The following is a 21,264-nucleotide window of genomic DNA, read 5'->3' as shown; positions in this document are numbered from 1 at the left end:
ATGAACAGAACGGTCGTGTGATGGTTCAGACGCAGGCTTTGGCGGGAACGCGGGTGATCGACGCCGCCACGATGGTGGCCGGTCCGCTGGGGGCGTCGATCCTGGCGGACTTCGGTGCCGACGTCGTCAAGGTGGAGCCCATCGCGGGTGACGAGTCCCGGAGTTTCGGGCCCGGTCGCGACGGCATGAGCGGGGTGTACTCGGGCGTCAACCGGAACAAGCGGGCGATCGCGCTCGATCTGCGGACCGAGAAGGGCCGGGAACTCTTCCACGAGCTGTGCGCCGGCGCGGACGTGCTGATCGAGAACATGCTGCCCGGCGCGCGTGAGCGGTTCGGCCTGACTCCCGAGGACCTCCAGGAGCGTCACCCCCACCTGATCTGCCTCAGCGTCAGCGGCTACGGCGAGAGCGGGCCGCTGGCCGGGCGGCCGGCCCTGGATCCCGTGGCCCAGGCTCTCACCGGGATGATGCAGGCGACGGGTGAACCCCAGGGAGCCCCCGTCAAGGCCGGCCCGCCGATCGCCGACAGCGCATCCGGCTTCCTTGTCGCCGTCGCGGCGCTGGTCGCACTCCTGGCGAAGCAGCGCACCGGAGTCGGCCAGCACGGGTCGGTGTCGCTCGTCGGCTCACTGTTCCACCTGCAAACGCCCTGGCTGGGCCAGTACTTGCTGGCCGATCACGTGCAGTCGCGCGTCGGCAACGCCAGCAACTTCTACGCTCCGTACAACGCCTACCGGACGCGCGACGGCGGAGCCGTGCACGTGGTGGCCTTCAACGACCGCCACTTCGACAGGCTGGCGCGTGCCGTGGACGCCGAGCGGTTGCTCGACGACGCGCGGTTCGCCGATGCCGCGAGCCGGCTCTCCCATCGTGAGGAGATCGACGCGGCGCTGGCCCCCTGGTTCGCCGCGCGCGACCGCGACGACGCCGTCGAACTGCTCACCGAACGGGACGTCATCTGCGCCCCGGTCCTGGCGTACGACGAGGCCGTGGTCCATCCCCAGATCCGTGCGCTGGACCTAGTGGTCGACATCGCGCACGAAACCCTCGGCCCGCTCCGGGTGCCGGGCGTCCCCATCAAGCTGTCGGCGACCCCCGGTCGGGTGGAGCGGCCGCCGACATCGCTGGGCGAACACACAGCCGAGCTGCTGAAAGAGCTCGGACACGACGACGAGGACATCGCGCGGCTGACGGCCGCACGTGTCGTCCGCTGATTCAGCCACTTCCCCGAAGGAGCAGCACCATGAAGGTTGGCATCAGGATCCCCGGCGCCGGTCCGTGGGCCGGACCGGACGCGATCAGCGAGGTCTCGCGGTACGCGGAGAAGATCGGGTTCGACTCGCTGTTCATGACTGATCACGTGGCCCTGCCGACGAAGGTGGACACGCCGTACCCCTACACCGAGGACGGCAAGTTCCTCTGGGAGCCCGAGACGCCGTACCTGGACTGCCTGACGGCACTGACCTGGGCTGCGGCCGCGACGGAGACCGTCGAACTCGGCACGTCCTGCCTGATCCTCCCTTGGCGGCCGCTGGTGCAGACGTCGAAGACGTTGGTGAGCATCGACGTCCTGTCGAAGGGCCGGCTGTCGGTCGCGATCGGCGTGGGATGGATGAAGGAGCAGTTCGCGGCCCTGGGAGCGCCCTTCAAGGACCGGGGGCGTCGCGTGACCGAGATGGTCAACGCGATGCGGCAGATGTGGACCGACGACGAGGTCGACTTCGACGGCGAGTTCTACAACCTGCACGACTTCAAGATGTACCCCAAGCCCGTGCGCGGCACCATCCCGATCTGGTTCGCCGGGTACAGCGAGGCGTCGTTCCGGCGGATCGCCGCCATCGGCGACGGCTGGCACCCGCTGGCGATCGGTCCCGAGGAGTATGCGGCCCACCTCGCCACCCTCCGCGCGTACATGGAGCGGGCGGGCCGGGACATGAGCGAGATCACCCTGACGGCGCGCCCGCTGCGCAAGGCGCCCTACAACGCGGAGACCATCGAGGCCTACGCCGATCTCGGTGTCACCCACTTCGTCTGCGACACCTCGTTCGAGCACGCGACGCTCGAGTCCGCGATGGAAGAGCTCCAGGCGCTCGCCGAGGCCGTCCTGCCGACCGCTCACCGCCTTCCCTGACGCCCGAGCGAAAGCGATATCGATCATGCGTGCCCTGACCCCCAGTGTTCCGCTGGTCATCGGTGACCAGCTCACAGACGCCTCGACCGGGGCGACATTCGACACCGTCAATCCCGCCGACGGCAGCCGCATCGCGGCTGTCGCCGAGGCCACCGTCGACGACGTCGGCCGCGCCGTCGAAGCCGCGCGCAAAGGTGCCAAGGCGTGGCAGCGGCTCCGGCCGTCCCAGCGGACCCGCCTGATGCTGCGCCTGGCGGCACTGGTCGAAACGAACAAGGACAAGCTCGCCGACCTGCAGACGCGGGACATGGGCAAGCCCATCCGCGAGTCCCGCTCGATCGACCTTCCCATCATGATCGAGACCCTGGAGTACTTCGCCGGTCTGGTCACGAAGATCGAGGGGCGGACCACGCCGGCGCCCGGCCGCTTCCTCAACTGGACGCAGCGGGAGCCGATCGGCGTGGTCGGCGCCATCACGCCGTGGAACTTCCCTGCCGTGCAGTCGGTCTGGAAGATCGCACCGGCACTGGCGACAGGCAACGCCATCGTCCTCAAGCCCGCTCAGCTGGCGCCACTGGTCTCGGTCGCCCTGGGGGAGCTGGCTCTTGAGGCCGGTATCCCGCCCGGAGTCGTCAACGTCCTGCCCGGCCGGGGCTCGGTGGCCGGGAACGCGCTCGTCCAGCACCCGCGCGTCGGCAAGATCACCTTCACCGGGTCCACCGAGGTCGGTCAGGAGATCGGCCGCATGGCCGCCGAACGGCTCGTCACCTCCTCGCTGGAGCTCGGCGGGAAGTCGGCCATGGTCGCCTTCGCCGACGCCTCCCCCAAGGCGGTGGCCGACGTGGTCTTCCAGGCCATGTACGGCAACCAGGGTCAGACGTGCACCGCTCCCAGCCGGCTCCTGGTCGAGCGGCCGATCCACGACGAGGTCGTCGAACTGGTCAGAGCCCGCGTCGAGTCGGCCAAGGTCGGTGACCCGCTCGACCCGGAGACGGAGATCGGTCCCCTCATCAGCGCCCAGCAGCGCCGCTCGGTCCACTCGTACGTCACCTCCGGCGTCGAAGAGGGCGCGCTCCTGGCGGCGGGAAGCGCGCGACACCCCGAGGACGAGCCGGGCCGCGGCTTCTACTACCAGCCGGCGTTGTTCACGGACGTGACGCCGGACATGCGGATAGCCCGTGAGGAGATCTTCGGACCCGTCCTCGCAGTGCTGCCGTTCGAGGGCGAGGAGCAGGCGCTCTCCGTGGCGAACGACACGATGTACGGCCTTGCCGCGGGGATCTTCACCCGCGACGTCGGACGGGCGCTGCGCTTCGCGGGGGCCTTGGACGCCGGGAACGTCTGGATCAACAGCTGGGGCGTGCTCAACCCCGCCTCCCCGTACCGCGGCTTCCGGGACAGCGGATACGGCAGCGATCTGGGCCAGAGCGCGATCGAGAGCTTCACGAAGGAGAAGAGCGTATGGGCGCGCCTCGACTAGCGCCGGACTCCGCGGGTGTGCGCACCGTTTCACGACTGCGGGAACTGCGCGGCGTGCCACGGTGGTCACCGGCGCCGGACTACTCGATCACCCACGACGCGCTCTTCGCGCAGGATCCGGACGCCGTGGCGCTCCTCACGGCCGCACCGCACGCGCCGGAACGCATCACCTTCGGCGAGGTGCAGCGCGCCGCGCTGCGGATCGGAGGTGTCCTGCGCGCGCACGGCGTCCGGCCGGGCGACCGCGTCGCCCTGTACCTCGACCCCTCGCCGGCCGCCGCGGAGGTGGTCTTCGGGGTGCTGGCCGCAGGGGCGGTCCTGCTTCCGATCCCGCGGCTCCTGACCGGCACCTCCGTGGCGCACCGCCTCGGCGACTCGGGTGCGAAGGTACTGGTCTCCGACGGGGCCGGGCTGGACCGGCTGAGGGCGACCGGATGCGACGTCGAGGACCGCGTCGTGCTGACCGTCGACGGCGCCGGGGGCCGGGGCATCGCGGGACAGCCGGGCGACGCGGAGTTCGGCGCGCCGTACCCCGGGGGCCCCTCGCGCCCGGCGCTGCTGCTGTACACCTCCGGGACCAGCGGCCCGCCCAAGGGCATCGTCCACGGTCACCAGGTGCTGCTCGGCCACGCGGGAGTGGACTGCGCGTTCGAGTTCTTCGAGGCGGGGGACGTCTACTACGGGACGGCGGACTGGGGTTGGATCGGCGGCCTCCTGCTGGGGCTTCTGGTCCCGTGGGCCTTCGGCGTCCCGGTGGTCGCGCACCGGCAGGCACGCTTCGACCCGGATGCCACTCTCGACCTCTTCGCGCGCTGCGGCGTCACCACCGCGTTCCTGCCACCGTCGGTCCTGCGTCTGCTCCAGGCCAACGACAGGGCGCCGGAACGCCGGTTGCGTGCCGTCGTCACCGGCGGTGAGCCGGCCGGGCGCTCCGAGACGGCCTGGGCACGGCGGCATCTGGCCCGGGCGGTCAACAAGGCGTACGGACAGACCGAGGCGAACGCCCTCATCGGTGACTCGGGGGTCCTCGGCACGGTCGACGACGACACCATGGGAGCCCCCTATCCCGGGCACCGGATCGCACTCCTCGACGACAGCGGCCAGGAGGTCGGCCCCGGCGAGACGGGTGAGATCGCCGTGGGACTGCCGGATCCCGTCGCCATGCTGGGGGTGTGGGACGCGGAGACGGAACGCCCGCTGCCGCCCGCCGACGCCTGGCACCGCACGGGTGATCTGGCGCGGCGCGCGTACGGGCGGCGACTGGAGTACCTCGGCCGTGCCGACGACGTCATCAAGAGCCGCGGCTACCGGATCGGACCGTCCGAGATCGAGGACGCCGTGCTGAAGCACGCGCTCGTTGCCGAAGCCGCCGCGGTCGGAGTGCCGGACGACAAGATCGGCCAGCACGTGAAGGTCTTCCTCCGACTCGTGGACGGCGTACCCGCCGAACTCGACGCATCCCTGCGGGCGGAGCTGTGCGACCTGGTGGCGGCGTCCGTCGGACCGCACGCCAGACCCCGCGCGTTCGAAGTGGTGGCGGCCCTGCCGAGGACCGAGACCGGGAAGCTGCTCAGACGCCGGCTGACCTCGCCCACGCACTGACACACGACCACCACCGTCCGGGAGACGGGTGCATCCGGATCCCGGCCCCACATCACTCATCCATGGGAGGAACCATCATGAGAAGGTTCTGGCACGTCGGCATCAACGTCACCGACATGGACCGTTCGATCGACTTCTACCGGCACATCGGCTTCCAGGTCGTGCAGGACAAGGAAGTCGAGGACGCCAACCTGGCGCGCGCTTTCATGGTCGAGGGGGCCGGCAAGCTGCGCTTCGCGCACCTGCGGCTGAACGACTCTCCGGACGAGGCGCTGCTGGACGTCATCGAGTGGCGCGACATCGAGGCGGGCGGCCGGGCGACCACCGATCTCGTCCACCCCGGGCTGTGCCGTTTCTCGATCCTGACCGACGACATCCAGGCCGAGTACGACCGGCTGAACGCGCTGGGCGTCGAGTTCCTGCACACCCCGCAGACCGTCATGGGCCCCGACGGAGTCAACGGCTGGAAGCTGCTGTTCGCCCGCGACCCCGACGGCACTCTGTTCCACTTCGTCGAGCTGGTGGGGGATGCCGCTACGGTCGGGTGAAACACCCCGACCGGAAGGCAGGCAGACGTGGCGATCGGCCCATCCCAGCAGCATGGCGCGCCCCGGGACGACGATGCGGGCGAGCAGGGCGGAGTCCTCGTGCCGGCGGTGTCGCGTACCGTTCGCGTACTGGACACCCTGGTCCAGAGCGCCGGCGGCGCCACGCTCACGGAGCTCGCCAACCGCTGCGGGCTCGCCAAGAGCACGGCGTCCAACCTGATCCGGACGATGGTGGCCGAGGGCCTGATCAGCTACGACCCCGACACCCGTCGGTACAACCTCGGGCCGCTGCTCGTGGAGTACGGTATCGCGGCGGTCACCCGCACCACGCCGGTCACCGAGGCACGGCCGTACATGGAGCGACTGGCCGAGCGGACCCGCCTGGCCTGCCTCGCGATCCAGCCGATGCCCGACGGGCACTTCACCGCGATCGCCAAGATGGAGAGCCGCAAGGCCATCAAGACCACCATCGAGATCGGCTCCCGCTTCGGCCGGGACGCGCCCCTGCTCAGCCGGATCACCGCCGCCTGGCACCCGGGCGCAGGCGCTGCCGAGCCGGCAGGCGACCCGGGGGGCGAGGAGATCCGCGCCCTCGGCTTCGGCGCCGTCTTCGGTGAGTACCGGCCCGAGCTCAACGTCGTGGGCTTCCCCGTCTTCGACCGTGACGGATACCCGTGTCTCCTGATCACCCTGCTCGGCATCGGCGCGGACCTCACACCGCGGGACGTGGAGGAGTTGGCGCCGGACCTGGTGGCAGCGGCCCGGGCCATCACCGCTCGCAGCGGTGGACAGGTCCCGGCCGACTACCCCGTCGTCGGTTCGGAGGACGTCGCCGGCTGAGCGCCGCCTGAACCCCGTTCGACCTCACCTGCCCGGCGCAGCCGCGCCGGGCCGCCCGACCCTGCCCTCATGCGGATCGTTCGCTGCCGGGCCGGGATGGTTTTTCACCCGAGAGGAGTACACAACCATGGGGAACCACGCAGTCGCTGTCGTGGGAGGCACCGGCCCGCAAGGCAAGGGCCTGGCCCTGCGTTTCGCCCGCGCCGGGCATCAGGTCGTCGTCGGATCCCGTTCGGCCGAACGTGCGCAGGAGACGGCGGTCCTGATCCAGGGCCGCGCCGGGAGGAATGTCGACGTGCGCGGCCTCGACAACCGCGCCGCCGTGGCCGCGGCGGACATCGCTCTGCTCGCCGTGCCGTGGGCCGGCCATCGTGAACTGGTCACGGATCTGGCGCCGGAGCTCGCCGGGAAGCTGGTGATCAGTTGTGTCAACCCCCTCGGTTTCGACCGGCATGGCCCCTACGGCCTGGCTGTCGAGGAGGGCAGCGCCGCCGAGCAGGCGCAGCAACTGGTGCCCGGCGCAGTCGTCGTGGGCGCCTTCCACCACCTGTCGGCGGTGACGCTGTGGGAGGAGGACGGACTGCTCGACCACGAGGATGTCCTGGTGTGCGGTGACGACCAGGCCGCGAAGGACCGGGTGGTCGACCTGGCCGCGACGATCACCGGGCGACCCGGCATCGAGGCCGGCCCCCTCCGCAACGCGCGCCAGCTCGAACCGCTCACCGCGGTGCTCATCGGCATCAACCGCCGCTACAAGACGCGCTCCGGCCTTGCCGTGTCCGGGATCCCGGCGTGATCATCGAACTGCGCGAGTACCTCGCGCTGCCCGGCCGTGAGGAGGAACTGCACCGCCGGTTCGCCGAGGAGACCCTCGACCTCTTCGACGAGGTGGGTCTGGACCTCCGGGGGTTCTGGCAGGTCGTCGGTGAGCGGCGGCGGATCGTCTACGCCTGCGCGTTCGACGACGTCGCCGCGGCAGTCGCTCACTGGGACGAATTCAGAGCCGATCCGCGGTGGATCGCGCTGAAGGAACGTACCGAGGCCGCGGGGCCGTTGATCGAGACCATCGTGAGCACCTACCTCGTCGAGCCCGATTACGTGACTTCCCGCCGTGTGCCTTCGGCGGTTCCGGTCCCCTCCTGACCGCAGGCCCTGTACGACGGGCCGGCGGGCAGGGCCCCTGACCCGAGTGACTCCCGTCCGACGCACCACGCGGACAGCGTCATCGCAGGGGCTGGTCACCGGTCCGCCGGCCGGCTCGACGTCGCCGCCCGCCGCGCGGGACCGCGATCCCGCTGATGCGCAACGACCCCCAAAGGGAGACGTTCATGCATACGATCGATCTCGCATACGTGGGGCGCGGTCCCCACGAGGAACTGGTCACCTACACAGCCGACCAGCAGGACCACTATGCCGAGGAGGGCGTCCACGTCGCTCTGCGCGACGGCAGCGTCTGGGATCCGGAACGGCTGCGCCGCGGAGCGGTCATCGGGCTCGGCCGGACCCTGCTGTCGCGGCTCGTGGGGGGCATTCCTTGGGTCGCGCTCAACGTCAACACCCAGCGTCCGCAGTTCTGGGTCCTCGCCCGCCCCGGCCTGAACTCCCTGGCCGATCTGGCCGGCCGGCGTCTGGCGGTGCATCCGCCGCACACCGGCCCTGGCTGCTTCATCCGCGTCGTCCTGCGCCAGGCCGGCCTCGACCCGGACCGTGACGTCCGCACTGAGGTCCGTTCGCCCGGTGACTACGGCATGGACCTGCGCCGGCTGCGCGCCGGCGAGATCGACGCCGCCGTGGTCGGCGACACCATGGCGCCGGAGGCGGTGGCGGCCGCGAACGGCTGGAGCGTACTGGCCTTCGTGGGCGACCACTTCCGGATCCCCACGGTGGGTGTGGCCGTCGACCCCACCCACGTCCACCCGGACGACCCCGCGGTCCAGGCCGTCGTACGAGCCCATCGGCGTGCCCTGCAGGTGATCCGGAACGACCCCGACACCGCGGTGCGGTACCTGCGGGCCTTCCTCAGCGGGCACACGGAGGAGGAAGTCCGGGCCCACTACGAGAAGTTCATAGCGCCGTACTTCACCGCCGACGGCCAGGCGGACCTCGCTGCCGGCGCCGAAGCGATCACCGCGGTCGCCGCGGAACTCGGCGTTCCGGCGACCTTTGCCGCGGCCGACTTCTACCGCACCGCACCCACCACTCCGTAGGGCGTCCCGCGGATCTCGACATCCGGCCGCCCAACGGGGAGCCGCGGCACCGTACTTTCCGAGCATCAGAAAGAGGCTGGCCTGTGAATGAGTTCCTGGTGGAGGTCACCACCGATATTCCTGACGGAGTGGATCCGGCCGAGGTCGACCGCCGTCGCGCCGCGGAGGCCGTTCGGGCCGCCGAGCTCACTGCCGCCGGTCATCTGGTCCGGCTCTGGCGCCCGGTGGGACAGACGCGCAGCATCGCACTGTGGCGCGCTGCCGACGAGGCCGAACTGCGTGACAAGGTCCTCGACACGCTGCCGATGCGGCCGTGGATGACCTCGGTCGTCACTGCCCTGCAGCCGCACCCGAACGACCCGGGCAAGGGCGGCGTCACCGGCTGAGGCGCTCGACGCCGCCGATGCGGCGATGGATGACCTCGGTCGTCGCCTCGCCCGGGCGCCCCGGCCCGCGCAGCCTATCCGCGACGGGCAGCCAACCACCCGGCCCGTCGCGGGCTTCGGGCTGCGCCGGCCGTCTCCGGCTGCCGTCCTGCGGGACCCGTTGACAGGAATCAGGGGTCTTGACCTGGGCAACTTCCCTACTTAGCTTGTTCCATATCGTGGACGCAGTTCAGTAAAATGAATCGAGGGTCGATGATCAAGGGCATTCAACTGCACGCCTGGGCAGCCGGACCGAGCATGGTCGAGGTCGCCCAGGTAGCCGCCCGCGCCTTCGAGACGATCTGGGTCACCGACCAGATGCAGTCGCGAGGTGTGAGCGCCGTACTGGGCGCGATCGCGGCCCGGACCGGAGCCGGCGTCGGCACCGCGGTCACCTTCCCGTTCGGGCGCAACCCCCTGGAGCAGGCATCGACGATGGCCACGCTGGCGGAGTTCATGCCCGCCGGTCGCCAGGTCACCATGGGGATCGGTACCGGCGGCGGCCTGGTGAGCGCGCTGATGGAGCGGTCGAATCCGGTGGGCCGCGTCGCCGAGCTGATCGGGATCTGCCGGGCGCTCTGGCGCGGCGAGGCCGTCCGGATGGGCGACTTCCCGGTGACCTGCAAGGACCTGGGTCTGCACGACGACGCGCGTACGTCCCTGGACTGGGTGAAGGACCCCGCCGTGCGGGTGGTCGTCGCCGGCACCGGGCCCCGCATACTCGAGATGGCGGGCGAGCTCGCCGACGGTGTGATCTGTGCGAGCAACTTCCCTGCGCACAGCCTGGCCGCGTTCCGCAGCGGCCAGTTCGGGTCGGTGAGCAACCTCGACCGGCTCGAACGCGGACGGGAACGCAGCACCCGACCCGACTTCACCCGCATCTACGGCGTGAACATCTCCGTGTCGTCGGACCGTGACGCCGCCAAAGCCGCGGCACGCAGGCAGGCCGCACTGATCGTCAGCCAGCAGCCGCACGAGAACCTGCAGCGCGTCGGCTTCGAACAGGCGGATTACGCGGCGACCCGGGCGGCCGTGACGGCGGGCCACGGCGTCCGTACCGCCGCGGAACTGCTGCCCCAGGAGATAGCCGACCAGTTGATCATCTCCGGAACACCGGGGGACTGCATCGAGGCGCTCACCGAACTGCTGGAGTTCGCCCGCGGCGCCGGCTTCACCGAGGCCTATGTCGGGGCCCCCGTGGGCCCAGACCCGGCAGAGGCGGTCGAGCTGCTGACCTCCGAGATTCTCCCGGAGGTGCAGTGAACGCCGGCCCGGACCAGACCCCGGCACTGTGCCTCCTCCAGCGCGACGGCGCCGTGGCCACGGTGACCCTCAACCGCCCCGCCGCACGCAACGCGCTCAACCTCCCGCTGCTCCTGCAACTGGTCGAAGCGCTCGAGGACGCCACCGACCAGGGCGCGGGCGTCCTGGTCCTGCGGGCATCGGGACCTGCCTTCTGCGCGGGCGCGGACATACGGGCCGACGACGGCACCTCGATCGGACAACCGGGCCTGCGCCGGCGGCTGATCGAGCAGGCCTGCGACCTCATAGAGGCTTTCCCGGCGTCGGTCGCCGCGGTGCAGGGTCCGGCCGTCGGCGGGGGGTGGGCCCTGGCCGCGGCAGCGGTGGTCACCCTCGCGGCGCCGGAGGCGACCTTCCGCTTCCCGGAGCTACGACTGGGCTTCCTCCCTCCGGCCGCGACCGTCCGGCGGATGCGCGAAGCGGTCGGCCCGGCCCTCGCGTTCCGGCTGCTGGCCGCCGGCGAACGCTTCACCGCGGACGATCTCGCCCGGCTGGGACTTGTCGACGTCACCGCCGCCCCGGACCTCGACCGCCGCGCGCGCGACCTCGTGGACCAGTTCGCCGCCGCGCCGGCAGACCTCATGCACAAGCTCCGCGCGGCGCTCAGCGGCTGACGTGCCGCGACCTGCGGCAGCACCCCCACCACGTGACTCAGGAAAGGACCACCATGCGCCCAAGTCCCTTCGTCGACACTGAAGAACAAGCCCAACTGCGGGAGACAGCCCGCGCGTTCATCACCCGCCACGCCCCGGAGCGCGACGTGCGTGTCTGGGACGAGGAGGGCTCCTATCCCGAACAGCTCTACCGCGAGATCGCGAAGCTCGGCTGGTACGACATGGCCGCCGACGCGGACGAGCCCGTCGAGGACGTCGCCGGACTGCTCGTCGCCCTGTGCGAGGAGGTCGGCCGGGCCAGTTCCGACCTCGTGGCCCTGCTGAACCTCAACATCAGCGGGATCCGCGACCTGGTGCGCTGGGGCACCCCGGAGCAGCGGCAGACCTACGTGGCTCCGGTACTCAGCGGCGACGGCAGGTTCTCCGTCGCGGTGAGCGAGCCCGACGTCGGATCGGACGCCGCGAGCGTCGCCACCAGGGCCGAGCACGTCGACGGCGGCTGGGTGCTCAACGGCCAGAAGACCTACTGCGAGGGCGCGGGACTGCCCGGCACCGTCATGGAGTTGCTGGTCAAGGTCGGCGACAGCGGCCGCAAGCGCGACGACCTGGCCGTCTTCCTGGTACCCGCCGACCACCCCTCGGTCGAGATCCGCCGTATGCCCGCACTGGGCCGCAACATCAGCGGCATCTACGAGGTCTTCCTGCGCGACGTCCACCTGCCCGACTCCGCACTGCTCGGTCGGCCGGGACAGGGCTGGCAGATCCTCAAGGAGCGCCTTGTACTGGAACGGATCATGATCAGTTCCGGATTCCTCGGCAGCGTCGGATCGGTGCTGGACATGACCGTCACCTACGCCAACGAGCGCGCGCAGTTCGGCCGCACCATTTCCTCGTACCAGGGTGTCACCCTCCCGCTCGCGGAGATGTTCGTCCGCCTGGACGCCGCCCGGTGCGCGGTGCGGCGCTCGGCCGGCCTCTTCGACTCGGGCCTCGCCTGCGAAGTGGAGAGCACCATGGCCAAGTTCCTGGCCGGGCAGATCTACGCCGAGGCGTCCGCGCTGGCCATGCAGATCCAGGGCGCGTACGGATACGTCCGCGACCACACCCTGCCGATGCACCACTCCGACGGCATCATCGCCCGCGTCGTCGCCGGACCGCCCGCCGTCCAGCTCAACGTGGTCGCCCGCTCCATGGGACTGCGAGCCGGCTGATGAGCGACGAGATCCACCTGAGGGGAACACGGTGAACCCCGCACCCGTGCGCCGGGCGCTGGCGAGAGCCCGGGCGGGCAAGAACATCGACCGCGAAGAGGCCACCGCCCTCCTCGCGGCGCGAGGCGAGGACCTCACCCGGCTGTGCGAGGTCGCGGCCTCTGTTCGCTCGGCGGGCCTGACGGACGCGGGACGACCCGGCGTCGTGACGTACAGCAAGAAGGTCTTCGTGCCGCTCACCCGGCTCTGCCGAGACCGGTGCCACTACTGCACGTTCGCCACCACGCCCGGGCGGCTCGATACGCCCTACCTCACGCCTGACCAGGTCCTCGACATCGCCCGGGAGGGCGCCCGACTGGGCTGCAAAGAAGCCCTCTTCACTCTCGGTGACCGTCCTGAGGAGCGCTGGAAGGCGGCGCGGTCCTGGCTCGAATCCCGCGGCTACGAGGACACCCTGTCCTACGTCCGCGCGATGGCGATCCTCGTACTCGAGGAGACCGGGCTCATCCCGCACCTCAACCCCGGTGTGATGACCTGGGCGGAGCTGCAGAGGCTCAAGCCCGTCGCCGGATCCATGGGACTGATGCTCGAGACCACCGCCCGCTCGCTGTGGGCCGAGCCGGGCGGCTGCCACCACGGCTCGCCCGACAAGGAACCGGCCGTCCGGCTCCGGGTCATCGAGGACGCTTCACGGACCGGCATCCCCTTCACCACCGGGATCCTGGTCGGCATCGGCGAGAGTCCCGCGGACCGCATCGACTCACTTCTGGAGATCCGCCGGATCGCCCGGCAGTACGGCGCCGTTCAGGAGGTGATCGTCCAGAACTTCCGGGCCAAACACGACACGGCGATGCGAGCCGCCCCGGACGCCGGGCTGGAGGAGTACCTCGCCGTCATCGCGGTGGCACGTATCCTCCTCGGCCCGCGGATGCGGGTCCAAGCGCCGCCCAACCTCTCGGACCCGGAGGAACTGCGCCTGCTGCTGGCAGCCGGCGTGGACGACTGGGGCGGGGTCTCACCCCTCACACCGGACCACGTGAACCCCGAGCGGCCCTGGCCGCAGTTGGCGAAGCTGAAGGAACTGACCGCGGAGGCCGGGTTCGACCTCCGTGAACGGCTCGCGGTTCAGCCGGAGTACGTGCTCGCGGGCGGCCCGTGGGCCGACGCCAGGGTCCGACCGCACCTGCTGGCACTGGCGGACCCGGCCACAGGCCTCGCCGCCGACGTGTCGCCCTCGGGCCTGCCCTGGCAGGAAGCGGCCGAGGCGGAGTCCTCCGGCCGCACCGACCTTCACGTCGCGATCGACCGGGAAGGCCGGCGGACCACCGCGCGCGGCGACTTCGACCACGCCTTCGGTGACTGGCAGGTACTCGCGGACCAGTTGAAGGACAGGGCGGCGCCGTCCGGGACCACCGCCCCCGAGCGGCTGGGCCCCGACGTGGCCGCGGCCCTGCGTGCGGCCGAGCGCGACCCGGCGGCCCTCACCCGCGACCAGGCGCTCGCGCTGGCGTACGCCGACGGCCGCGCGCTGGACGCGCTGTGCCTGCTCGCCGACCAGGTGCGGCACACGGCGGTCGGTGACGTCGTCACCTACGTGGTCAACCGCAACGTCAACTTCAGCAATGTCTGCTACGTCGGCTGCCGCTTCTGCGCCTTCGCGCAGCGGGCCACGGACGCCGACGCCTACCGCCTCTCGCTCGGCGAGGCGGGCGACCGCGTCGAGCAGGCGTGGACGGTCGGGGCGACGGAGATCTGCATGCAAGGGGGCATCGACCCCGGTCTGCCCAGCAGCGTCCACCTCGACCTGGCACGCGAGGTGAAGCGGCGCTGCCCTCGGATCCACCTCCACGCCTTCTCGCCCATGGAGATCATCAGCGGCGCCTCCCGCATGGGCATCACCGTCGGCGAATGGCTTGCCGAAGCGCGCGCCGCGGGCCTCGACTCGGTTCCCGGCACGGCCGCCGAGATCCTCGACGACGAGGTCAGATGGGTGCTCACCAAGGGCAAGCTCCCGGCGGGGGAGTGGATCCGGGTCATCCGGACCGCGCACGAACTCGGCATCCACACCACCGCGACGATGATGTACGGCCATGTCGACGAGCCGCGTCACTGGGTCGACCACATGCGGACATTGGTCGAGCTGCAGAAGGAGACCGGCGGATTCACGGAGTTCGTGCCCCTGCCCTTCGTGCACCAGAACTCGCCCATCTACCTGGCGGGCATCGCCCGCCCAGGCCCGTCACGCCGCGACAACCGTGCCGTCCATGCACTGGCACGGCTCCTCATGCACGGCACCATCGACAACATCGCCTGCTCCTGGGTGAAGCTCGCACCGGAGCAATGCGTCGACATGCTGCGCGGCGGCGCCAACGACCTCGGCGGCACGCTGATGGAGGAGACGATCAGCCGGATGGCCGGCTCGACCAACGGGTCGATGCGGACCATCGCCGGAATCAGGGAACTGGCGGCCGCTGCGGGCCGGCCCACCCGGCAGCGCACCACCACGTACGACGACGTCACCGCTGAGCGCGCGCAGGCCGCGCTCGGATTCGACACCGAAGTGCAGCGCGCTGTGCCGCTGAGTGTCGGGTTCCTGCGGTGAAGCGGTGGGACTGGGTGGTCGTGATACCCCAGAAGGACCTCCGTCTGGCCAAGAGCCGCCTCCAACTGGACCCGCATGCCCGGCGAAGCGTGGCCCGCGCCCTGCTCCGCGACACCGTGGCGGCCGCGCAGGCGGCACCCGGGGTCGGCGAGGTCGTCGTCGTGTTCGACCGCATCCACGACCTCGACACCGTCGACGACCTCGATGTGCGGGCCGTCCTTGCCGACGGCCCCGGGCTCAACGAGGCCATCCGGCATGGCGAGCGGACGGCACGAGCGCTCCATCCGCGGTGCGGCGTGGCCTCCCTTCCGGCGGACCTTCCCTTCATCGAACCCGCAGTCCTCGCGCGTGCTCTGAGCTGCGCGCGAGCGTACGACCGGGCGTTCGTCGCCGATGCGGAGTGCCGTGGCACGACCCTGCTCGCGGCGACCCCGGGACAGGCCCTGCGGCCCTCGTACGGCACCGGGTCGCGAGCGGCCCATCGCCGCTCGGGCGCTTACGAACTCAACGAATCCGACCTCGCCGCCCTGCGATTCGACGTCGACCACCTCGACCATCTGCTGCTGGTGGCAACGCTCGTGAACCACTCACACCCCCACCTGTCGGAGGCGCTCGGCCGACTCCCCCTGGAGACGTACAGGTGCATGCCGACCGCACACACCATTCCTGGAGGACACCGATGGGTTTGCTGAAAGACCGCGCCGCCGTCGTCACCGGAGGTGCCCAGGGCATCGGACTCGCGACGGTCGAGACCTTCCTGCGCGAGGGCGCGCGCGTCGTCATCGCCGACCGCGACGCCGAAGCGGCGCGCAGCGCCGCTGAACGCCTCGACGCGGGTGACAGGGTGGTGACAGCAGCCTGCGACGTCACTGCTGCGTCGGACGTCCGGAGCGCCGTGGACCTGTGTGTCTCGACGTTCGGCGGGCTCGACGTGATGGTCAACAATGCGGGCATCACCCGTGACGCGACGATGCGGACGATGACCGAGGACCAGTTCGAGCAGGTCGTCGCCGTACACCTCAAGGGCTGCTGGAACGGCACGCGACTGGCCGCCGCCGTCATGCGGGAACAGCGATCCGGTGCCATCGTGAACCTGTCCTCCATCTCCGGCAAGGTCGGCTTCGTCGGCCAGACCAACTACTCCGCGGCGAAGGCGGGCATCGTCGGGCTCACCAAGGCGGCGGCCAAGGAGATGGCTCACCACGGTGTTCGGGTCAACGCCATCGCGCCTGGGCTGATCCGCTCGCCGATGACCGAGGCGATGCCGCCCCACATCTGGGACGCGAAACTCGCCGAGATCCCGATGCGACGTGCCGGTGAGGCGTCAGAGGTGTCCTCGGTGGCACTCTTCCTCGCCTCGGACCTCGCGTCGTACCTGACGGGGACGGTCATCGAGGTGACCGGCGGCCGGCACATGTGATCAGCCACGACGAGGGCTTCCGCGCGTCGCGCGGCCAGCCCCCGTCGAACCGGGGCCTGCTCCGGGCCCAGGACGTTGCGGGGTTCCGATCCGTCGGAACGCTTCGGACCGTGCAGGAGCGCCCTCTGCCGCAGGTCCAGGCCGCGGTACTGCCGGCACCGGGTCCGCAACTCCTTCCGCACCGAGGGCGGCGTGCGGGAAGTGCGGGCCCGGGCCGAGGGCGGAGGGGCGGATTACCGCGAGGGGGCCGACCGCCACTCGGGAAGGTCCTCGAAGTGCACGTCGTAGCGATCCTGTTGGGGGAGGAGCGACGCGAAGTCCGCCTCGCCCCGACTGATGGCGGCCAACTGCTCGAAGTAGCCGAACCGTTCGATGCCAGGACTGAGCACGACCACTACGTCGGCCACCTCCCCCTCCGCTGCCCCGAAGACATGCGGCAGGCACGGCGGTACCACGACGAGCCCGCCCTTCTTCACCGTGGTCAGTGTGTCGCCGAGGCGGAACAGCATCGCCCCGCCCAGCACATAGAAGAGCTCGTGGGAGAGCTTGTGGTGGTGCGGTGGTGCCCCGTCGGCGCCGGTCGCGAGGGTGAGCCTGCTCGCGCTGACCGCACCGCCGTCGGCGAGCAGTTCGAACGCGCCGTCCGTGAGCGATGCCCCGGCCGCCTCACCGGGTTGCACCACCAGTGGGGTGAGCATGGCCTTCATGGTGACTCCTTCGCTTATGACGTGTTCCCGGGTGACCCCCGGCGGACTCGACCGGCGACTCAGGAGTCGTCGATTCGTCCGGTGCGGAGTGACGTACGTCGCCCCGGCGCCGTGGGGACGGTGCGCTGCGCCTGTGACGGACCACGTGCGGTGGAGCGAATCCCGTGGCGAACGCGCCGTGCTGTACATGTACAGCTGTATCCTGCACCTACTGTACATGTTCAGTCCGGGAGTGTCAGACTGCTGATATGGCAGCGACGAAAACCCCGCCCCCCGGCTCCGGCCCGCCCGGCGCGCAGGCGTCCGGAGCGGCGCGATTGCGGGACGGTGAGGCGACGCGCGCCACGATCCTCGCGGCTGCCCGCGCGGCCTTTGCCGAGAAGGGCTACGCCCATACGTCGCTGCGCGAGATCGCGAGGAAAGCGGAGGTCAGACCGTCGCTCGTCGTGCACTTCTACGGCTCGAAAGCGGGCTTGCTGGCCGCCACCGTCGAATGGCCCTTCGATCCCGAGACGGTCGTGCGCCAGGTGCTTGCCGGGGGCCCCGGCCGCATCGGAGAGCGTCTCGCGGCGGTGTTCCTCGAGACCTGGGAGCAGGACGGCCGGCCCAACACGGCGATCACCCTGTTGCACGCGGCATGCGAACGCCCGGAGGCGGCCACGTTGATGCGGGAGCTGTTCACCACATGCGTGATCGCTCCCATCGTCACGGCCATCGCTCCCGAGCAGGCGGAGATTCGGGCTTCCCTGGTGGCCAGCTACCTGCTGGGCCTGCACGTGGGGCGCTACCTGCTGACGTTCGAGGCGATCACCGAGGCGGACGCCGACGTACTGAAGCGGGCGCTGGCCTCCACCATTCAGCACATGTGCACCGGCCCGGTCTGGTAGACGAGCCACCCGGCTCGAGCAACGCAATCCAGAGGTACCGGTCCGGCTGATCACGCAGCATGCGCGGGGTGGTCGCCGGCCCGTAGCCGGCGGTGGTGAGGATGGCCGGGCGCCGAGGTGGAGAAGCCGATCGAGCCGGTGCCGGTCGTGGACGTGATGGCGGCGCGGAAGGCCGGTATCCGCGCTTTCGGCGATCGGTGGTTCAGTCGCGGATGGCGCCTTCGGGCCACACGATCCGTACGGGCACACCCACGCGGTGGGCGTAGGCGACGGCGTCGGCGGTACCGCCGTATCCGCGGGCCGGCTGCCCGTCCCACACGGCGATCAGTTGGTCGACCAGGCCCACCATGATCTCGCTGCCTGCCTGATGGGCCCGCGAGTCGGACTCGCGCAACCCGGTGTGGTGGACGTCGGCGGCACGGGCCATCAGCTCGTCGTACACGGGGTGGTGCCATGCGGGCAGGCTCTCGCGGTACTCGGTTGCCGGGGCGACCACTTCGAGGCGGCCGCCGTGCGCGACGACGGTCTGGGCGAACCATGTGTCCGGGCCGTCGGCGATGCAGCTGATGCCGACCAGGCCCTCCGCCCCGGTGGCGTCGACCAGCTCGGCGAGTTCGGCACGGACGTGTGCCTCGACCTCCGGCGACAGCCCACGATGCCCTGTGATGCCCCACACGCATGCCGGTCTCCCCCTTACGGGCACGATACCGGGCGGGGTTGGCGGGGCATAGGAGCGGCGAAGGGCGCGGGTTCGCTCGACGACGCGTCCGGACTGCAGACGCGCTCCGTGGTGGACGGCTCGGGTCGCCGGCGTGATTGCGGAGTCGACGCGCCCCGCGTACCACCTGCTGCAGTCGGAAGTCTGCGGTGCGTCCGACCTGCTCTGCGGGGAGTGAGGGATTGCGCTCCCTCGATGCTATGGGAGAGGTTGACTGATCAACCACCTCGGTCCCTTGCGTGTGCAGGGGCAACCACCCCGCCCTCCGTCGGGGGGCCCTTAAGCGTTCCTTTGGGCTCACCTCGCAACATTTCATATACGCATCAGAGGTCACGAGGGTGCACGCTGTGTGGCACAGGTTGCAGCCAGTGCTCCGGTGGTCGTTGATCGATTCCGAATCCGATCCCTGGGCGGAGTCGTCCACGGTGGGCGACTGTGTGGCTGCAAAGAGTGAAAGTTGAACGATGAACCATAGGTCCTTACAATTGGGGGACACGTCAACCACTTACCTACCGGTGAGTGACAGGCGTGGCACAGTCCCGCCCCGCCCTACCCCGCGCCGGCGGACGAGCACCACTTTCTGCGGTCCGCGTCACGACCGGCACCCTCGCCGTGACCCGATATCGCCTCCGTCCCCATATGCACCCACGTGAAGTGCGTCCAGGGAATCGTCACCCAAGGTGAGCCGCGCAGCGAAAATACTCCGTCTTGAGAAAGAGAAACCTTGCCATGCCAGCAACCCCCAAGGCCGGTTCCCGGCCGCGCCACGCTGGCGTCGCACCCAAGGCGCCGAGTGCCCGGCCGGACGGCGAGGCCTTCGATGCCGGGTACTACGGCAAGTTGTTCACCTCCCTGGGTGTCGGTGAGGACGGCCGGATCGCCGCTGCCGTGCTGGCCGCACGGCTTCGGGAGTCCGGTGTTTCGGAAACCGACCCGCGGGTCACCGAGGTGTGGGCAGCACTGCGCCGGGGGGCCGACATCGAAGGCCGGTCCCGAATCGATCTCCACCGGTTCATCGCCCTGTGCAAGATGGGCGGCGGTGTCGTCGTGAAGTCCGTCAAGGGAGACTTCGTGATTCCGGACTTCGGCGCGCACCAGACCGAGATTTCCGCGATCTACGAGGATTTGCGTCGTGTGAACGGTGGACATGTCGCGGATTACATCCCACAGTTGGGCCGAGTGGATCCGGAGCGGTTCGGGATCGCCTTGTGCACGATCGACGGGCAGCGTTTCGCGGTCGGTGACGCCGACACGCAGTTCTGTGTGCAGTCGGTGTGCAAGCCGATCAACTACTGCCTGACGCTGGAGGAGCACGGCGCCGACGTCGTGCACCAGCACGTGGGCCGGGAACCCAGCGGCCGTGGATTCAACGAGCTCACACTGAACAGCGACGGCCTGCCGCACAACCCGATGATCAACTCGGGTGCCATCATGTCGTGCTCGCTGATCCGCCCGAAGCAGGACACGGCCGACCGCTTCGACTACGTCGCCGAGACCTGGCGCAGGCTGTCCGGCGGTGGCCGGGTGGGTTTCAACAACGCGGTCTATCTCTCCGAGCGTCGCACCGCGGACCGCAATTTCGCCCTGGGGTATTTCATGCGGGAGCACGGCTCGTTCCCGGAGGGCACCGATCTGGTGGAGACGCTGGAGTTCTACTTCCAGTGCTGCTCGATCGAGGTGGATGCCCGTTCGCTGTCGACGGTGGCCGCGTCGCTGGCCAACGGCGGGGTGAACCCGCTGACCGGGGAGCGGGTCTTCTCCGCGGACACGGTGCGCAAGTGCTTGTCGCTGATGTCGTCGTGCGGGATGTACGACTACTCCGGTGAGTTCGCCTTCACCATCGGGCTGCCCGCCAAGAGCGGTGTGTCCGGCGGGTTGATGATCGTGGTCCCTGGCGTGATGGGCATCTGCGTGTGGTCCCCGCGGCTGGACGCGCTGGGCAACTCGGTGCGCGGTGTGGCGTTCTGCAAGGAACTGGTGGGCCGTTTCAACTTCCATGTCTACGACTCCTTCGCCGCCGGCGAGGTGTCCGGCAAGCGTGATCCGCGGCGCGGCAAGAACGAGGAGGAGATCGCGTCCACGATGCGGTTGCTGTGGGCGGCGAGCCAGGGCGACCTCGATGAGGTCCGCATCGCGCTGGCGACGGGCAAGGACCCCAACTCCTGCGACTACGACAAGCGGACCGCCCTTCACCTGGCCGCCTCCGAAGGACACGTCGAGGTCGTCCAGTACCTCCTGGCCCAGGGCGCCGATCCCGGGATCGAGGACCGGTGGGGCGGCACGCCGCACTCCGACGCCCAGCGCGGCGGCCACGACCACGTGGTCAAGCTCCTCCAGCCTGCGCCGGCCGCTGTCGGCTGACGGGCCACCACCACCCGCGACGGCGCGAATCGCCGCGCCGCCACCCACGTCCTGCCGACCGCCGGCAGGCACCCACCCAGCAAGGAGAAGAGAGCAAGTGGCTTTCAAGGCTGAATACATCTGGATCGACGGTACCGAGCCGACCGCGAAGCTGCGCTCGAAGACCAAGATCCTGGCCGACGGCGAGGCGCCGGGTGTCTGGGGCTTCGA

Annotated in this window: 20 protein-coding genes and 1 pseudogene; 19 read left to right on the top strand and 2 right to left on the bottom strand. The window is 70.1% G+C overall.

What is annotated here, in order from left to right:
* Positions 1 to 20: 20 nt before the first annotated feature.
* The 16 genes from ACIP64_RS03455 (at position 21) to fabG (ending at position 16,381) form a co-directional block, all read left to right on the top strand.
* On the top strand, positions 21 to 1,214 hold the full coding sequence (locus ACIP64_RS03455) for a CaiB/BaiF CoA transferase family protein (RefSeq protein WP_401581238.1): 1,194 nt from the start codon (positions 21 to 23) through the stop codon (positions 1,212 to 1,214).
* A gap of 29 nt (positions 1,215 to 1,243) precedes the next feature.
* The gene (locus ACIP64_RS03450; protein WP_401581235.1) at positions 1,244 to 2,131 is read left to right on the top strand and encodes an LLM class F420-dependent oxidoreductase; all 888 of its coding nucleotides are present in this window, start codon (positions 1,244 to 1,246) and stop codon (positions 2,129 to 2,131) included.
* Between the two features lie 25 nt (positions 2,132 to 2,156).
* Complete coding sequence (locus ACIP64_RS03445; RefSeq protein ID WP_401581232.1) at positions 2,157 to 3,611, top strand: aldehyde dehydrogenase family protein; 1,455 nt, start codon at positions 2,157 to 2,159, stop codon at positions 3,609 to 3,611.
* Positions 3,593 to 5,212, top strand: a complete 1,620-nt coding sequence (locus ACIP64_RS03440; RefSeq protein WP_401581230.1) for an AMP-binding protein — start codon at positions 3,593 to 3,595, stop codon at positions 5,210 to 5,212. The genes ACIP64_RS03445 and ACIP64_RS03440 overlap by 19 nt, the downstream gene beginning before the upstream one ends.
* A 77-nt stretch (positions 5,213 to 5,289) precedes the next feature.
* Positions 5,290 to 5,760, top strand: a complete 471-nt coding sequence (locus ACIP64_RS03435; RefSeq protein WP_401581227.1) for a VOC family protein — start codon at positions 5,290 to 5,292, stop codon at positions 5,758 to 5,760.
* 27 nt (positions 5,761 to 5,787) lie between these two features.
* Complete coding sequence (locus tag ACIP64_RS03430) at positions 5,788 to 6,600, top strand: IclR family transcriptional regulator (protein ID WP_401581224.1); 813 nt, start codon at positions 5,788 to 5,790, stop codon at positions 6,598 to 6,600.
* A 127-nt stretch (positions 6,601 to 6,727) separates the two neighbouring features.
* The gene (npdG, locus tag ACIP64_RS03425; RefSeq protein ID WP_401581222.1) at positions 6,728 to 7,396 is read left to right on the top strand and encodes an NADPH-dependent F420 reductase; all 669 of its coding nucleotides are present in this window, start codon (positions 6,728 to 6,730) and stop codon (positions 7,394 to 7,396) included.
* Positions 7,393 to 7,743, top strand: coding sequence for an NIPSNAP family protein (locus ACIP64_RS03420; RefSeq protein ID WP_401581219.1), 351 nt, complete (start codon positions 7,393 to 7,395; stop codon positions 7,741 to 7,743). The genes npdG and ACIP64_RS03420 overlap by 4 nt, the downstream gene beginning before the upstream one ends.
* Positions 7,744 to 7,928: 185 nt before the next feature.
* Positions 7,929 to 8,807, top strand: coding sequence for an ABC transporter substrate-binding protein (locus ACIP64_RS03415; protein WP_401581217.1), 879 nt, complete (start codon positions 7,929 to 7,931; stop codon positions 8,805 to 8,807).
* 83 nt (positions 8,808 to 8,890) lie between these two features.
* Entirely contained in the window at positions 8,891 to 9,193 is a 303-nt protein-coding gene (locus ACIP64_RS03410) for a muconolactone Delta-isomerase family protein (RefSeq protein ID WP_401581214.1), read from the top strand.
* 252 nt (positions 9,194 to 9,445) lie between these two features.
* On the top strand, positions 9,446 to 10,495 hold the full coding sequence (locus ACIP64_RS03405; RefSeq protein ID WP_401581211.1) for an LLM class flavin-dependent oxidoreductase: 1,050 nt from the start codon (positions 9,446 to 9,448) through the stop codon (positions 10,493 to 10,495).
* Positions 10,492 to 11,148, top strand: a complete 657-nt coding sequence (locus ACIP64_RS03400; protein ID WP_401581208.1) for an enoyl-CoA hydratase/isomerase family protein — start codon at positions 10,492 to 10,494, stop codon at positions 11,146 to 11,148. The genes ACIP64_RS03405 and ACIP64_RS03400 overlap by 4 nt, the downstream gene beginning before the upstream one ends.
* 53 nt (positions 11,149 to 11,201) lie before the next feature.
* A complete protein-coding gene (locus ACIP64_RS03395) occupies positions 11,202 to 12,359 on the top strand; it encodes an acyl-CoA dehydrogenase family protein (RefSeq protein WP_401581205.1) in 1,158 nt (385 codons plus the stop codon).
* A gap of 31 nt (positions 12,360 to 12,390) precedes the next feature.
* Positions 12,391 to 14,961 (top strand): bifunctional FO biosynthesis protein CofGH, encoded by a 2,571-nt coding sequence (locus tag ACIP64_RS03390; RefSeq protein WP_401581202.1) that lies wholly within the window; start codon positions 12,391 to 12,393, stop codon positions 14,959 to 14,961.
* 14 nt (positions 14,962 to 14,975) lie between these two features.
* A complete protein-coding gene (cofC, locus tag ACIP64_RS03385) occupies positions 14,976 to 15,653 on the top strand; it encodes a 2-phospho-L-lactate guanylyltransferase (protein WP_401581200.1) in 678 nt (225 codons plus the stop codon).
* Positions 15,602 to 16,381 (top strand): 3-oxoacyl-ACP reductase FabG, encoded by a 780-nt coding sequence (fabG, locus tag ACIP64_RS03380; RefSeq protein ID WP_401581198.1) that lies wholly within the window; start codon positions 15,602 to 15,604, stop codon positions 16,379 to 16,381. The genes cofC and fabG overlap by 52 nt, the downstream gene beginning before the upstream one ends.
* 233 nt (positions 16,382 to 16,614) lie before the next feature.
* On the opposite strand, the gene ACIP64_RS03375 is transcribed toward fabG, so the two are convergent.
* Positions 16,615 to 17,088, bottom strand: coding sequence for a cupin domain-containing protein (locus ACIP64_RS03375; RefSeq protein WP_401581195.1), 474 nt, complete (start codon positions 17,086 to 17,088; stop codon positions 16,615 to 16,617).
* A 248-nt stretch (positions 17,089 to 17,336) separates the two neighbouring features.
* On the opposite strand from ACIP64_RS03375, the gene ACIP64_RS03370 reads away from it, so the two are divergent.
* Positions 17,337 to 17,975, top strand: a complete 639-nt coding sequence (locus ACIP64_RS03370; RefSeq protein ID WP_401581192.1) for a TetR family transcriptional regulator — start codon at positions 17,337 to 17,339, stop codon at positions 17,973 to 17,975.
* Between the two features lie 202 nt (positions 17,976 to 18,177).
* On the opposite strand, the gene ACIP64_RS03365 is transcribed toward ACIP64_RS03370, so the two are convergent.
* Positions 18,178 to 18,651: a hypothetical protein gene (locus ACIP64_RS03365; protein ID WP_401581191.1), complete on the bottom strand. Its 474-nt coding sequence runs from the start codon at positions 18,649 to 18,651 to the stop codon at positions 18,178 to 18,180.
* A gap of 771 nt (positions 18,652 to 19,422) precedes the next feature.
* On the opposite strand from ACIP64_RS03365, the gene glsA reads away from it, so the two are divergent.
* A complete protein-coding gene (gene glsA / locus ACIP64_RS03360; protein WP_401581190.1) occupies positions 19,423 to 21,054 on the top strand; it encodes a glutaminase A in 1,632 nt (543 codons plus the stop codon).
* 97 nt (positions 21,055 to 21,151) lie between these two features.
* Positions 21,152 to 21,264 (top strand): annotated as a pseudogene (locus tag ACIP64_RS03355) (glutamine synthetase); the annotation flags it as partial.

Source organism: Streptomyces sp. NPDC088733 (assembly GCF_044751185.1).
Classification (GTDB): Bacteria; Actinomycetota; Actinomycetes; order Streptomycetales; family Streptomycetaceae; genus Actinacidiphila.
Note: the sequence above shows the minus strand (reverse complement) of the source record. Positions and strands in the feature narration are given on the sequence as shown.